Source organism: Arthrobacter sp. 3Tela_A (assembly GCF_049311025.1).
Lineage (GTDB): Bacteria > Actinomycetota > Actinomycetes > Actinomycetales > Micrococcaceae > Arthrobacter_B.
This window is the reverse complement of sequence record NZ_JAXIOM010000021.1, coordinates 23,488-36,363: the sequence shown is the minus strand read 5'-3', so window position 1 is coordinate 36,363 and position 12,876 is coordinate 23,488. Positions and strand designations below refer to the sequence as shown.

At 66.2% G+C, this 12,876-nt stretch carries 10 protein-coding genes and 1 tRNA gene; 5 read left to right on the top strand and 6 right to left on the bottom strand.

All coding sequences use genetic code 11. The features are described 5' to 3' along the window. The first annotated feature begins 41 nt into the window (after positions 1-41). Positions 42-470 (top strand): HIT family protein, encoded by a 429-nt coding sequence (locus TVC13_RS08355; protein ID WP_422400756.1) that lies wholly within the window; start codon positions 42-44, stop codon positions 468-470. A 55-nt stretch (positions 471-525) separates the two neighbouring features. Here TVC13_RS08355 and hrpA read toward each other — a convergent pair whose 3' ends face one another. Further along, positions 526-4,419 (bottom strand): ATP-dependent RNA helicase HrpA, encoded by a 3,894-nt coding sequence (gene hrpA, locus TVC13_RS08350; RefSeq protein ID WP_422400755.1) that lies wholly within the window; start codon positions 4,417-4,419, stop codon positions 526-528. A 13-nt stretch (positions 4,420-4,432) separates the two neighbouring features. Next, positions 4,433-5,503, bottom strand: coding sequence for a helix-turn-helix transcriptional regulator (locus TVC13_RS08345; protein WP_422400754.1), 1,071 nt, complete (start codon positions 5,501-5,503; stop codon positions 4,433-4,435). Positions 5,504-5,605: 102 nt separating this feature from the next. Between TVC13_RS08345 and TVC13_RS08340 the strand changes: the two genes are divergently transcribed. The 4 genes from TVC13_RS08340 (at position 5,606) to TVC13_RS08325 (ending at position 9,659) form a co-directional block, all read left to right on the top strand. Then, on the top strand, positions 5,606-6,259 hold the full coding sequence (locus tag TVC13_RS08340) for a DinB family protein (protein ID WP_422400753.1): 654 nt from the start codon (positions 5,606-5,608) through the stop codon (positions 6,257-6,259). A gap of 426 nt (positions 6,260-6,685) precedes the next feature. Next, positions 6,686-7,711, top strand: a complete 1,026-nt coding sequence (locus TVC13_RS08335) for an efflux RND transporter periplasmic adaptor subunit (RefSeq protein WP_422400752.1) — start codon at positions 6,686-6,688, stop codon at positions 7,709-7,711. Then, positions 7,708-8,454, top strand: a complete 747-nt coding sequence (locus TVC13_RS08330) for an ABC transporter ATP-binding protein (protein ID WP_422400751.1) — start codon at positions 7,708-7,710, stop codon at positions 8,452-8,454. The genes TVC13_RS08335 and TVC13_RS08330 overlap by 4 nt, the downstream gene beginning before the upstream one ends. Next, on the top strand, positions 8,451-9,659 hold the full coding sequence (locus TVC13_RS08325) for an ABC transporter permease (protein ID WP_422400750.1): 1,209 nt from the start codon (positions 8,451-8,453) through the stop codon (positions 9,657-9,659). The genes TVC13_RS08330 and TVC13_RS08325 overlap by 4 nt, the downstream gene beginning before the upstream one ends. A 62-nt stretch (positions 9,660-9,721) precedes the next feature. Here TVC13_RS08325 and TVC13_RS08320 read toward each other — a convergent pair. The 4 genes from TVC13_RS08320 to TVC13_RS08305 all read right to left on the bottom strand — a co-directional run bounded on the left by TVC13_RS08320 (position 9,722) and on the right by TVC13_RS08305 (position 12,803). Then, positions 9,722-9,797: transfer RNA gene (locus TVC13_RS08320), tRNA-Arg, on the bottom strand. 163 nt (positions 9,798-9,960) lie between these two features. After that, positions 9,961-11,478: an FAD-dependent oxidoreductase gene (locus tag TVC13_RS08315; protein ID WP_422400749.1), complete on the bottom strand. Its 1,518-nt coding sequence runs from the start codon at positions 11,476-11,478 to the stop codon at positions 9,961-9,963. Further along, positions 11,475-12,347, bottom strand: a complete 873-nt coding sequence (locus tag TVC13_RS08310) for an FAD:protein FMN transferase (protein WP_422400748.1) — start codon at positions 12,345-12,347, stop codon at positions 11,475-11,477. Before TVC13_RS08310 ends, TVC13_RS08315 begins: the two co-directional genes overlap by 4 nt. Before the next feature lie 9 nt (positions 12,348-12,356). Then, positions 12,357-12,803, bottom strand: coding sequence for a hypothetical protein (locus TVC13_RS08305; RefSeq protein WP_422400747.1), 447 nt, complete (start codon positions 12,801-12,803; stop codon positions 12,357-12,359). Positions 12,804-12,876: the final 73 nt, after the last annotated feature.

Genomic DNA, 12,876 nt, shown 5'->3' with positions numbered 1-12,876 from the left:
TGCCCGGCGGGGACCGCCAGCAGCCCGAGCAAGGAGAACGTATGAGCACGCTTTTCACCAGGATCATTGAGGGTGAAATCCCCGGCCGCTTTGTCTGGAAGGACGACGACGTCGTTGCCTTCCTGAGCATCGGCCCCCTCGCCGACGGGCACACCCTGGTGGTCCCGCGGCAGGAGATCGACAAGTGGACCGACGCTCCGGCAGACCTCCTGGCCAAGATGACCGCCGTTGCCCAGGCTATCGGCCAGGTCCAGGTGGACGTCTTCGGCGCTGAGCGTGCCGGACTGACGATCGCGGGCTTCGAAATCGACCACCTGCACATCCACGTCTGGCCCGCGAACTCGCTGCAGGACTTCGACTTCAGCCGGGCAGAAACCAACCCCGACCAGGACAGGATGGCAGAGAACGCCGAAAAGCTCCGCGAAGGACTGCGCGCAGCCGGCCACGGCGAGTTCGTCCCGGAGGCCTAGACCCGGGCTGGAACAACCTGAGACCCTGGCTCAGCCCCGGCAGCCCCGGCAGCGCCTACGCCGGAGCCAGCGCCTGGTTCAGAGCGGTCCGGATCCGTTTCTCAGAAACGGACCGGGCCGTTCCCAGTTCCTGGGCAAAGAAGCTGATCCGCAGCTCCTCGATCATCCAGCGCACCTCGGCCAGCGCCGGAGGAGTCCCGCGCCCGGGCACCAGGGCCGCCACCGCGTCGTCGTAATCATCTTCCAGCCCCTGCACCACCGCCATGCTCAGGGAATCCCGCTGCACGTTGGTGGGCAGTTTCCCCAGCCGCCGCTCAATGCCGGCCAGGTAGCGCGGCAGCTGCGCCAGCTGCGCGTAGCCGGTGCGCGCCACAAAACCGGGGTAGACCAGCTGCTCCAGCTGGGCACGGATATCATTGAGCGCCGAAATCAGCGCCAGCGACGTGGTGCCTTTCAGCTGCTTCTGGATCCGGCGGGTAGCGGAAAGAACCTTCTCCACAATTGCCGTCACGGTGAACACGGTGTCGATCAGGTCGGCGCGCACCCGCTCGTACAGCGCGTCAAACTCCTCGCGTGTCCAGGGCAGTTCCTCCGGGGTGAGCTTGTCGATCGCAGCAAGCGTGCAGTCCTGGATAAGCGCCGACACAGAACCGTGCGGGTTCTGGCTGAAGGTCAGCTTCTCGGCATTGCTGAGGTGCTCCAGCACGTACTTCGCCGGGCTCGGAACCCGCAGGGCAAGCAGCCGGATCACTCCGCCGCGCATGGCAGCTTCCTGCTCGGCAGCACTCTGGAAGACCCGCAGGCCGGCGGTGGATCCTTCATCAACCAGGGCGGGATAACCGGTGACGGTATGCCCGGCAACGAGCGTGTCAATCCGCCGTTCAACAGCGCCCACACTCCACTGCGTGAGGCCGGTTTCTTCACGGAACGACGGCGATGCCTTCTGGTTGGCGGCAGCGCCGGCACGCGCCGGATTGCCGTTGGCAGCCTTCGGCGCGGGCTTTACCGTTCCGGGTGTGGCGCCGAGCGAATCGGCGATGGCCCGCCGCGTGGCAGGGGCAAGCGACTCCTGCAGGGCGGCCAGGTCCTTGCCTTCATCGAGGACGCGGCCGGAGGAGTCCACCACGGAGAACCGCATGCGCAGGTGTTCCGGGATCGTGTCCCAGTTCCAGGAACCGGGCGGAATGATGTGCCCCTTCAGCCGCCGCAGGGCCAGTTCAAGCGACGGCTCCAGGGGGTCCGACGCCGGATCGAAGTCGGCTGCCAGCGCTGCCGCAGCGGCACGCGCCACGTCCGGTGCCGGAATGAAGTTCTTGCGCACGGCCTTGGGCAGCGACTTGATCAGCGCAGTGATGAGCTCGGCGCGCAGGCCCGGAATCTGCCAGCGGAACGGCTCGGGATCCAGCTGGTTCAGGAACAGGACCGGCACCTCGACCGTCACGCCGTCGTTGGCACCCGGAACACCGGGGGTGAACTCATAGGAGAGCGGCAGGTCGAAGTCCGCATACCGGAAAGTCTTGGGGAACTCGTTCTCGTCCAGTCCCGCGGCGTCATCTGTGCGCAGGGCATCCGGATCGAAGTCCAGCAGCGCGGGGTTTTCGTGCCGCGCGTGCTTCCACCACTTGTCGAAGTGCCGTTCGGAGACCACCTCGGAGCCAACACGTTCGTCATAGAACTCGAAGAGGGTCTCATCGTCCACCCGCAGGCCGCGGCGTCGCACACGGGTCTCGAGTTCTTCGACCTCAGCGAGAAGCGCCTGGTTGCGGTGGAAGAACTTGTGGTGGGTGCGCCAGTCGCCCTCCACCAGGGCATGCCGGATGAACATTTCGCGGGAGAGCGCAGGGTCAATGCGGCCGTAGTTCACGCTGCGGCGCGGAATGACCGGCACACCGTAGAGCGTGACCTTTTCATAGGCCATCACGGACCCGTTGCGCTTGGACCAGTGCGGTTCGCTGTAGGTGCGCTTGATCAGGTGCGGGGCGACTTCCTCCACCCACAGCGGATCAAACCGGGCCGCGATCCGCGCCCAGAGCCGGGAGGTTTCCACCAGCTCGGCTGCCATGACCCAGTCCGGGGACTTCTTGAACAGGGCCGATCCGGGGAAGACGGCAAAGCGGGTGCCGCGTGCACCGGCGTACTCACGCTTGCGCTGGTCATAGAGGCCAATGTGGCTCAGCAGGCCCGCGAGCAGGGAAATGTGGACGTCCTTCTCCTTGCCGACCGGATCCACTTCGCCGGGGGAGAGCGTGATGCCCAGCGGCTTGGCGAGCTGGCGAAGCTGGGCGAAGAGGTCCTGCCATTCGCGGATGCGCAGGAAATTCAGGAACTCGTTCTTGCACAGCTTGCGGAACTGGGAGGAGGAAAGCTCCTTCTGCTTCTCCTGCACGTAACGCCACAGGTTCAGGAAGCCGGTGAAGTCCGAGTTCTCGTCCACGAAACGTTTGTGCAGCTCAGCGGCCTTCTGCGCACGGGCCGGATCGTCCTTGGAGGGCCGCTCACGCGGATCCTGGATGGTCAGCGCCGCGGCCAGGACCATAACCTCACGGACGCAGCCGCGCTGCCCGGCCTCCACGATCATCCGGCCGAGACGGGGATCGACGGGCAGCTGGGCAAGCTTGCGTCCGACGGCGGTGATCCCGCCCTTGGGCGCCAGCGCACCAAGCTCGCGGAGCAGCAGGGCGCCGTCGTTCACTGCCTTGGGATCCGGCGGCTGTACAAAGGGGAAATCCGCTACGTCCTTGGGCCCCTGGGCCACACCCATGGCGGCCATCTGGAGGATCACGGCCGCGAGGTTGGTGCGCAGGATTTCCGGATCGGTGAATTCCGGACGGGCTTCGAAGTCCTCCTCGGAGTAGAGCCGGATGGCGATGCCGTCCGAGACGCGGCCGCAGCGGCCGGAGCGCTGGTTGGCCGATGCCTGGGAGATGCGCTCAATCGGCAGGCGCTGCACCTTGGTGCGGTGCGAGTAGCGCGAGATGCGCGCAGTACCGGTATCGATCACGTACTTGATGCCCGGCACCGTCAGCGAGGTCTCGGCAACGTTGGTCGCCAGCACAATCCGGCGGTGCTTGCCGGGGGAGAAGACCCGGTGCTGTTCAGCCAGGGAAAGCCGGGCGTACAGGGGCAGGATCTCGGTATTGGCCAGGCGCGGGTTGCGGGTGACTGTCCCGCGGAGGGCATCTGCGGCGTCGCGGATCTCCCGTTCGCCGGAGAAGAAGATCAGGATGTCCCCGGGAGCCTCGCGGGAGAGTTCGTCGACGGCGTCGCAGACAGCGTCCAGCGGGTCGCGGTCCTCCTCGAGCTCGTCGTCCTCATCCTCCTGGGCGCCCAGGGCCGGCTGGTTCAGCGGACGGTAGCGGATTTCCACCGGGAAGGTGCGGCCCGAAACCTCAATCACCGGAGCAGGGGTGCCGTCCGGCGCCGCGAAGTGGCGGGCAAACCGCTCCGGATCGATCGTGGCGGAGGTGATGATGATCTTCAGGTCCGGGCGTTCGGGCAGCAGGCGCTTGAGGTAGCCGAGGATGAAGTCGATGTTCAGGCTGCGTTCGTGCGCCTCGTCGATGATGATGGTGCTGTATTTCTTCAGCTTGCGGTCGTGCTGGATTTCCGCGAGCAGGATGCCGTCGGTCATCAGCTTGACCTTGGTGTCCCGGCTGGTCTCCCCGGTAAAGCGGACCTGGAAGCCCACCTCCGCGCCGATCTCGACGTCGAGCTCCTCGGCAATCCGTTCCGCGACCGTACGGGCTGCCAGCCGGCGGGGCTGGGTGTGGCCGATCAGGCCCTTCTCCGCCAGGCCCAGCTCCAGGCACATCTTCGGTATCTGGGTGGTCTTGCCCGAACCGGTGGCACCGGCAATGACGGTGACCTGGTTGGCGGCAATGGCGGCCATGATGTCTTCGCGGCGTTCCGAGACAGGGAGCTGCGGGGGATAGGAGATTGTCAGTGCCATAGTTGGCACCAGTCTAGTGCGTGGGCGGAAGCGCCTGCTTGCGGTGAACAGCGGGGGCAGGCTGCAGTGGAGGTGTGCGCTGGGCTGGGGCTGTAAACAGTGCGCTCTGCGCTGGCGGAACAGCACCGGCGGCGCGGGCCAGCCGTCCCGCCGCGGTGCGGGCACGCTCACGCATTTCTTCCGGCGCGAGGATTTCGAACTCGACTCCCATGCCCGCCATGCGGACCAGCGGCTGGTCCAGGGAGTCCCAGCCGCTGCGCAGCACGGTGTGCCCGGGACCGTCGGCCTCCAGCACGGCAACTTCGGCAGGAACCTGTTCGGCCACCGAGGCCAGCGGGGCCGCAATGCGGATTACGACGTCGTACTGGTAGGGACTGCGGGTAATGGCCGCCTGTACGTAGGCGGCGAGGTCCTTGGCCGGCAGCGGGCGGGGAGTGAAGCGCTCGCGGAGCACCGGTACAGACTGGCAGCGGTCTACCCGGAAGGTACGCCAGTCCTGGCGTTCGGTGCACCACGCCACCAGGTACCAGCGTCTTCCGGTGCTGACCAGTTTGTAAGGCTCGACGATGCGCCGCCCCTCGGCAGCTTCGAGTGCCTGATAGCGGAAGGCGGCGGTGCGCCGCTCTGAGATAGCTGTAGAGAAGGCAGTGAGGATCTCCGGATTGACGGCAGATGCTGCCGCTGACGGACCTGCCAGTACGCTCACGGACTGCCGCAGGGCGGAGAACTTGGGCCTCAGCCTGCCGGGGAGAACCTGCTCCAGCTTGACCAGGGCGCGGATGGACGCTTCGCCGATCCCGGACACGGGACCGGAAGCCACGGCAGTTAGGCCCAGGGCGACGGCGAGCGCTTCCTCGTCGTCCAGGAGAAGGGGAGGCAGCCGGGCCCCGGCGCCCAGCTGGTATCCGCCGGCAATCCCGGGGGATGCGGAGATGGGATAACCCAGGCTGCGGAGCTTGCCGATGTCCCGGCGCACGGTGCGTTCCGTGACGGACATGCGCTCGGCCAGAGCCGCCCCGGTCCATTCCCGGCGCAGCTGCAGCAGTGAGAGCAGGTGCAGCAGCCTTGCTGAGGTCTCGAGCATGTTCCCAAAGCTACTCCGGGATGCGGACAGAAGCTGTCCTGGATGAAAACTATTCTGGGGGCACTTACGTAACGAAGCAGCACTGGCCCCGTAGGAGCAGCCATGACGGAGAACACCGAGTCCCACGTCCATCACGGTCCCCCGCAGCCGGAGCTGAACTGGGGGACAGAACTGTCCGGCCAGCTTCGGTGGCATTGGGAGAACCAGGCCAGGCCGCGGCTGGAGGGTCTCACTGATGAAGAGTACTTCTGGGAACCGGTGCAGGGGTGCTGGAGTGTCCGGCCCCGGGGAGCCGGAGATGCGCCAGTCCAGGCCGGGTCCGGGGAGTACACCTGCGACTGGGCGTACCCAGAGCCGGATCCCCCTCCGGTTACCACCATTGCCTGGCGGCTGTCCCACATCCTGTCCGGCATCCTGGGGCAGCGGAATGCCTCCCACTTTGATGGTCCGCCCGCAGACTATGAGAGCTTTGACTATCCCGGGAGTGCCTCCGCGGCCCTTGCCCTTCTGGATGAGTACTACGAGAGGTGGATCAGCCACGTTTCTGCCCTGTCTGAGGAAGACCTCGCCAGGCCCGTGGGCCCCGCTGAAGGGGGATGGGCGGAGGCACCGATGGCCACGCTGGTCCTTCATATCCACCGGGAACTGATCCACCACCTGGCAGAAGTGGCCCTGCTCCGGGACCTGTATGCGCGCCGGGACCGAATGGCAGAGAGCGTGCAGGGCGCTGCCGCGAATGAGGACGCCGGGGACTAGCGGCGGGGCCGGCAGCTCTGGTCCCGGGACAGATCCCTGGGACCGGTCACGTCCCAGAGAGCATTGCCGTGCCAGAGGCGGCCCGAGGACACCGGTGGGAGATAGCCATGGCCGCATGCTGGACGGGCTCGACGCCGCCGCTGACGCGGACCTGGTAGTCATGGCGCCCTACGGCCGATGGCCGGACGGTCCGGACCCTTCCGGACCGGGAAGCAGCGGTCCGGATTTAGCCGCGGGGATGAACCGGCTCCACCCCCGGGATGGATTTGGCGCGGCGCGGGGCAATTCGCCGTCGTCGGAGGTTTGGCGCTGGTAGCGTCCATCCAAATCAACCGGAACCGGCCAGCGCACACCCGCTGTTCCCGGAAACCGGACCATATACGCTCCCGGCCAACGCCGGCAGCGGAATGCATTTGGGGGATCTGCATGGGTGCTGCCCGGCGTCTGGTATTTCCAATTCTCTGGCTGGTGGTGTTTGGCGTCATTGCGGCAGCACTGTTCAAGCTGGCTTTTCTTGACGGTCTTTCCACGGAGGCGGAAACGCCTGTGCCGTCCGCTGCGCTGCAAACGGCGACGGTCGAAGCTACCCGCGCGAGTGTGACCAACCTGGTCCAGGCACAGGGGTCCGTGGTTGCAGATCCTGCGGCCAAGGTGCGCAGCACCAGCGACGGGACCGTGGTGTACATCGATGTGGAAGCGGGGCAGGCAGTTGCCAAGGGTGACCGCCTCTTCCAGGTCCGCAAGCCGGTGGAGACTCCGCCGGCTGCGCTTCCCCAGCAGGACGATGACGATGCTCCGCCGCCGGCACCCGTCCAGCTCTACGCCTATGCAGACATTGTGGCGACGGCGTCGGGAACCTTGACGGATTTCCCGGTCCTGCTGAACCAGCAGGTCACCGTCGGGACTGATGTCGCATCGGTTGCTCCCGGAACGTTCTCGGTGCAGGGAACCCTCAGCACCGAGCAGCAGTTCCGCATCTTGGACCGTCCGCAGACCGCCACGGTCTCCCTGAACGGCGGCCCGGCACCGTTTGAATGCGGCAGCATCACTACCGGCGGGACAGCCGACGGTGCAGCGGGCCAGGAACCCGGTTCTCCTGAAGGGCAGCCGGCCGGCGGAGCAACGGGAACGTTCAGCTGCGCCGTGCCTGCCGGGGTTTCCGTCTTCGCGGGACTCGGGGCGAGCGTGGACATCACCGCGGGCGAGGCGGAGAACGTAGTCACGGTGCCCGCCACAGCCGTCCGCGGAGCGGTGCAGAACGGAGTGGTCTGGGTAATCCAGGATGCTTCCGGAGCGCCGGAAGAGCGGGCAGTGAGCCTGGGACTCAACGACGGACAGCAGGTCGAAATCACCGAAGGGCTTGCCGAGGGCGAGCAGGTTCTGCAGTTTGTCCCCGGCTCCCCGGCACAGGACGACGGGCAGTTCGCCATGACAGGGGCGATGGGCGGATGACCCAGTCCATTCTCCCCGGACCTTCGCTGACCGCTGCCGGGGAAGACCAGCCCCTGGTGCGGCTGCGCGGTGTCACGCGGACCGTCCGGCTGCCGGACAACGAGGAGCTGCATATCCTCGGCGGTGTGGACCTGGACGTCCGTCAGGGGGACCACATCTCGATCGTGGGCCGCTCCGGTTCCGGGAAATCCACGCTCCTGAACATTCTCGGCATGCTGGACCTCCCCACCACCGGAACCATTGAATTCGACGGGGTTCCGGTGGAGAGCATGCGAGGCAACCAGCGCGCTGTCCTGCGCGGCGCCGCCGTCGGCTTCATCTTCCAGCAGTTCAATCTCCTGGCTGAACGCACCGCCCTTGAAAATGTCATGACGCCCCTGCTGTACGCGAAGGGACGCGCCTTCTGGCGGCGGGAAAAGCTGGCCGCCGAAATGCTTGAACGGGTAGGACTGGGCAACCGCCTGCAGGAGAAACCGCAGCGGCTCTCCGGGGGCGAGCAGCAGCGCGTCGCGATCGCCCGTGCGCTGGTCCGCGGCCCGCAGCTTATCCTCGCGGACGAGCCCACCGGTGCACTGGATATAGTCACCGGCCAGTCCGTCATGGCGCTGCTGGCTGAGGTGGCAGGGGAGTCCGGTGCAGCGCTCATTACGATCACCCACGACCCGAACGTCGCTGCCCTTGCGCACCGCCACTACCTACTGGATCGCGGGCACCTGCGAACGGGCGCGGAGGTGCCGGCATGAGTCTCTCCGGCATCGCAGGCTCCCTGGTTGAGGCGTGGGCGGAACTGCGCACCCACAAGACCCGTGTTCTGCTGGCCCTCATCGGTGTTGCCCTGTCCGTGGCCTCCCTGACTACCGTCGTCGCGCTGGCGGACATGTCCCGGGAAGCGATGGAGCAGGGGGAGGAGGTCAGCAGCGGACGTCCGGCCACACTGAACGTGAGCGCGTACCCAATGGACGGGAACTTCTCGGATCCGGCGCCGCTGCGTCAGGCCTACGGTTCTTTGGTGGACCGGTATTCAGTCGAATACGCGTCCCTGAACCTCCGGACGACGGTTCCCTTCCAGTTCCCGGACGGTGTGCTGCAGGCCGAAACCTCTGTGGTCGACGCCGACTACGGCGTGATGCGCCGGGTGAACCTCACCGCCGGGTCATGGTTCAGCGAGACAGACGCCCAGCGGCTGGCGCCGGCTGTCATCGTGAACGAGGCGTTCTACGCCCGGCTGGGTTCCCCGGACCTGGCGGTTGATCCCGTGGTTCAGATATCGACCGGGGCGCCGCTGGACGCTGTGGTTACCGGTGTCCGCCGGAATCTCTGGCCGGATGAACCCCCCTCGGCCTACATGCTTTCGGACGCCTACGATCGGGCGGTGGCCGGCTCCGGACCGGATACGAACACCGTGCCGATGCTGGAGCTGTGGGTGCCGGAGGGAATCGCCGAGCCGTTGCAGGCAGCTATCGTTTCGGATCTGTCCGCGCAGTTCCCTGCCATGCAGGTTGACGTCTACCGCGCAGATTATGCGGCCTATGGCGACCCATTTGGCGGAATCCAGCTGGTTGTCGGCGGCATCGCCGGACTGGTGCTGCTCCTGGGAGCCGTAGGGCTGCTGAACATCTCCATGGTCACGGTGAAATACCGGGTGCGTGAGATAGGAATCCGGCGCAGCTTCGGTGCTACGTCGGGCAGGATCTTCTTCGGGGTCATGCTCGAATCCGTGGTCGCGACCTTCGTTGCGGGACTGGTCGGCGTCATGGCCGCCATTGCCGTGGCCAAACTGCCGGTGGTCCAGCGCCAGATCGCGTTCGGTATCGCCGAGCTGCCGCCTTTCCCGATCGAGGCGGCCCTGCTGGGGCTGGGCGCGGCTACTGCCGTGGGAGCGCTGGCCGGGCTGATCCCGGCGCTGGTGGCAGTGCGGGTGAAGGTCATTGACGCAATCCGCTTCTAGGTCTGGAAAAGGACACAAAAAACCCCGCTGCCGTTACGGCAGCGGGGTTTTCCCTGCAGGTTTGGTGCCCTCGATAGGATTCGAACCTACGGCCTGTTGCTCCGGAGGCAACCGCTCTATCCCCTGAGCTACGAGGGCGGGACACCGGTAAACCGGTGTGTCCTGCAGGGACTAAAGAAGCTTAGCAGGTTCTGGCCGGTGCCCGGAAACCATTTACGTTTCCCGCCCGCCGAGAGGGCACTTACGGCTCGTTTCAGCCTTCAAAAGAGCCGTAACTGGCCTCTCGGCGGAAAGGAAGAGGTTAGTACCCCAGGAACGGATCGGTGTGGACGCGGCGCACACCGGCACCCTTGAGGGCGCTGCGGGCAGCAGCAACGGCCGACGGCGAACCGGCCACAAAGGCGATGCGTTCAGCGGCGTCGGGCACGGCCTTGGCCAGGGCAGCGGCATCCGGCAGGCCCGCGCCCAGCCAGGTCCATCCAGCAATCAGCGGATCGGCAGGAGTGCACACCAGCACGCGGGCTCCAAGCTCGGAAAGCTCCACTGCAAAGGCCAGTTCCTCCACCGACGAGGCGGCATAGACCAGCACAATGTCCCGGCCTGCTGCGTCCGGGGACCGCAGCTGGCTGAGGAACGGGGTGATGCCGATTCCCGAGGCCACCATCAGAACCTTGCGTGAAGCGTCTCGGGGGAGCTGGAAATCGCCGCCCACGGAGGTCGCTGAGATGCGTGCCCCCGGCTTAAGGCCCAGAAGCTTCGTCTTGAAGGAACTGCCCGGCTCTGAGACACGCAGGGCCACGGACACGGTGTTCGGATCCGCCGGATCAGAGGTGAGGCTGAAGATCCGCCGCAGACCCCGGCCGTCCGGGCTGGGGTGCGGCAGGCTCAGTTCAAGGTACTGCCCGGCGGTGTAGCGCAGCGGCCGCTCGGGTTCGAACACCAGCTCGCGTGAACTCGGCGTCAGCTCCCGCGAAGAGCGCAGCCGCAGCGCAATACCGCCGCGCTGCCCCGCCGCGAACGCCAGCAGGTTGCCGATCAGCAGGGCCAGTTCCGGGGACATAAAGACCGGTCCCACCGAGAGCGGAGCCGAGAACAGGACACCAACGACGGCGGCTTCCGCCAGCCGCTGCCAGCGCAGCGGCGGCAGGGTGAGCGGTTCGGACAGCATAAAGCCTGCGAAGAAGAGCACCGGGTAGGAGGTGAAGGCAGTCGCGAGGCCTTCCAGGACCGGCTCTCCCGCGGCAGCGAAACGTGCCATCGTAATCCCGGCGGCCACGGCGGTGAAAACTCCGGCCATTGGCAGCAGCCGGCTCCGGTAGAGCACCAGTAATGCCGCCGGCACCACTGCCACCAGCATCAGCGGAGCAGCAACCCACCAGACGGGAGCGGTCAGTCCGGTGAGGCCCATAACGAAGGCACCTACCGCCGCAGGGTTGAAAATGTGGCGCTTCCGCCACACCAGCAGGTACTTGGAGGCCGTGGCAGCCAGCGCGGCCAGTGCGATCCAGCCCAGCTGGGCGCCTTCCGTGGTGGGCCAGAACAGGAAGAACAGCAGCAGGCCGGTAATCAGCGCCGAGTCTGTCTGGGGGAAGGTCCGGAACAGCAGCCCCATGACCCGGCTGGCCATCAGCGTGGAGACCACGGCAGTGGCAAGCGTTGCCGCCAGCTCAGCCGGCGTGTAGAACAATGCGCCAGTGAAGGAGAGCACAAAGGACCACGCCGCCATGGCCAGCAGCAGCACTAGGAGCATGCGGTACATGCTCATCTTGCCGAGCAGGCGCTGCAGCCGTGCGGAGGGAGTGCTCAGGGATACGGTCATGAAAAAAGGACTCCAGCCATTGCGGATGAGAATTCTGCCCTGCCGTCGGAAAACATCCGCACATAGTCGAAATCGAACTCGGCAGCGAGGGAGGAAGGATCAGTAAGGAAAAGTGCTGTGGCCAGGCCGTCTGCCGTCATGGCATCCTGCGCCAGCACCCAGGTTGCAGCTACGGCCCGGACCGGAGTGCCCGTGGAAGCATCCAGGACGTGGTGCAGGCCCTCGCCCCACGCCCGGCGGTTGGTCGCGGAGGCGCACAGGGCACGTCCCTGAAGGCTGACGACGCCGATTGCCCGGGTGGAGTCGTACGGGTGCCCGAGGGCGACGCGGAGGCCGGCCGGCCCCGAATGACGCATGTCGGAACCGGCATCAACCACAACCGAAGCATAGCCGCGTCCGGTGATCAGCTCCCAGACGAGATCCACCAGCTGGCCTTTCCCTGCCGCGCCAACATCCACGGTCGCGGCGCGGTCCAGGGTCAGCCGAACGTCCCCGGAACCTGCGGCTGCCCACCGCGCTGCCTCCCGCCAGGCAGGGGCGCCGGAGGGTTGCCCCTGGGGCGTCAGGCGGTAGCCGGGGCCGTAGCCCAAAAGCTCAAGCGAACCCCCAACCAGCGGGTTCATCCGCCCGCCGGTCAGCCGGTCCAGGGAATCAAAGAGCGAGAACAACTCCGCCGTGTAGCCGGGCAGGGTTACTGTGCCTTCACCGCGTGAGAGCCCGGACAGGACCGAATCGGTGCGGAAACGGGAGAGCGCCTGGTCGTAATCGGAGACAAGCACGCTAACGGCCGCACGGGTATCGGCGTCGAGGGGTGCCTCGGCGCTGATTTCCCACTGCGTGCCAATCGCTTCGAATGCCCAGGACTCCACGGTTGGCCTCTAGCGGGCAGCCTCGTTCATGATGGCGTCCAGCGCCTTGTTGAAGCCCGAGCTGGTCAGTGAGGAAGTACCGATTTTGTCTACGTTCAGTTCATCGATCGGTTTTCCGACCACTTCGTCCTGCACGCCGCCGGTGAACTCGCGCTGGTACGCCTTGGACGTTGGATGGTTTCCCGAAGTGGAGACTTCGAGTTCAGTGACAATTCCGTCCTGCAGGGACAGGGTGACCTTGACCTCTTCCCGGCTGGTCGACGGCGGGATGTAGGTACCGGTGGCGGTGTACTCGCCATCCTGGAACTCGCGGCTTCCCGCAGCAGGGGCGGCGGACGGGGTGCCGGAAGCCTCATCGACAGCGCTGTCCTGGGCCGTCCCGGCGGATCCGCAGCCGGCGGTTCCCAGCAGTGCGAGACCGGCGGCAGCAGCCAGCAGCGGTTTCTTGGAATTCACGGATGCTCCTTCATTGCAGGCGGGTCTTCCCCTCTTATTACAACCCATCAACGCCGCTGTGTGCCGTTCGGTG

Excerpts from the sequence above, each read along its gene's own strand:
- TVC13_RS08355 (WP_422400756.1), top strand. The coding sequence starts at position 42 with ATGAGCACGCTTTTCACCAGGATCATTGAGGGTGAAATCCCCGGCCGC.
- hrpA (WP_422400755.1), bottom strand. The coding sequence starts at position 4,419 with ATGGCACTGACAATCTCCTATCCCCCGCAGCTCCCTGTCTCGGAACGC.
- TVC13_RS08345 (WP_422400754.1), bottom strand. The coding sequence starts at position 5,503 with ATGCTCGAGACCTCAGCAAGGCTGCTGCACCTGCTCTCACTGCTGCAG.
- TVC13_RS08340 (WP_422400753.1), top strand. The coding sequence starts at position 5,606 with ATGACGGAGAACACCGAGTCCCACGTCCATCACGGTCCCCCGCAGCCG.
- TVC13_RS08335 (WP_422400752.1), top strand. The coding sequence starts at position 6,686 with ATGGGTGCTGCCCGGCGTCTGGTATTTCCAATTCTCTGGCTGGTGGTG.
- TVC13_RS08330 (WP_422400751.1), top strand. The coding sequence starts at position 7,708 with ATGACCCAGTCCATTCTCCCCGGACCTTCGCTGACCGCTGCCGGGGAA.
- TVC13_RS08325 (WP_422400750.1), top strand. The coding sequence starts at position 8,451 with ATGAGTCTCTCCGGCATCGCAGGCTCCCTGGTTGAGGCGTGGGCGGAA.
- TVC13_RS08315 (WP_422400749.1), bottom strand. The coding sequence starts at position 11,478 with ATGACCGTATCCCTGAGCACTCCCTCCGCACGGCTGCAGCGCCTGCTC.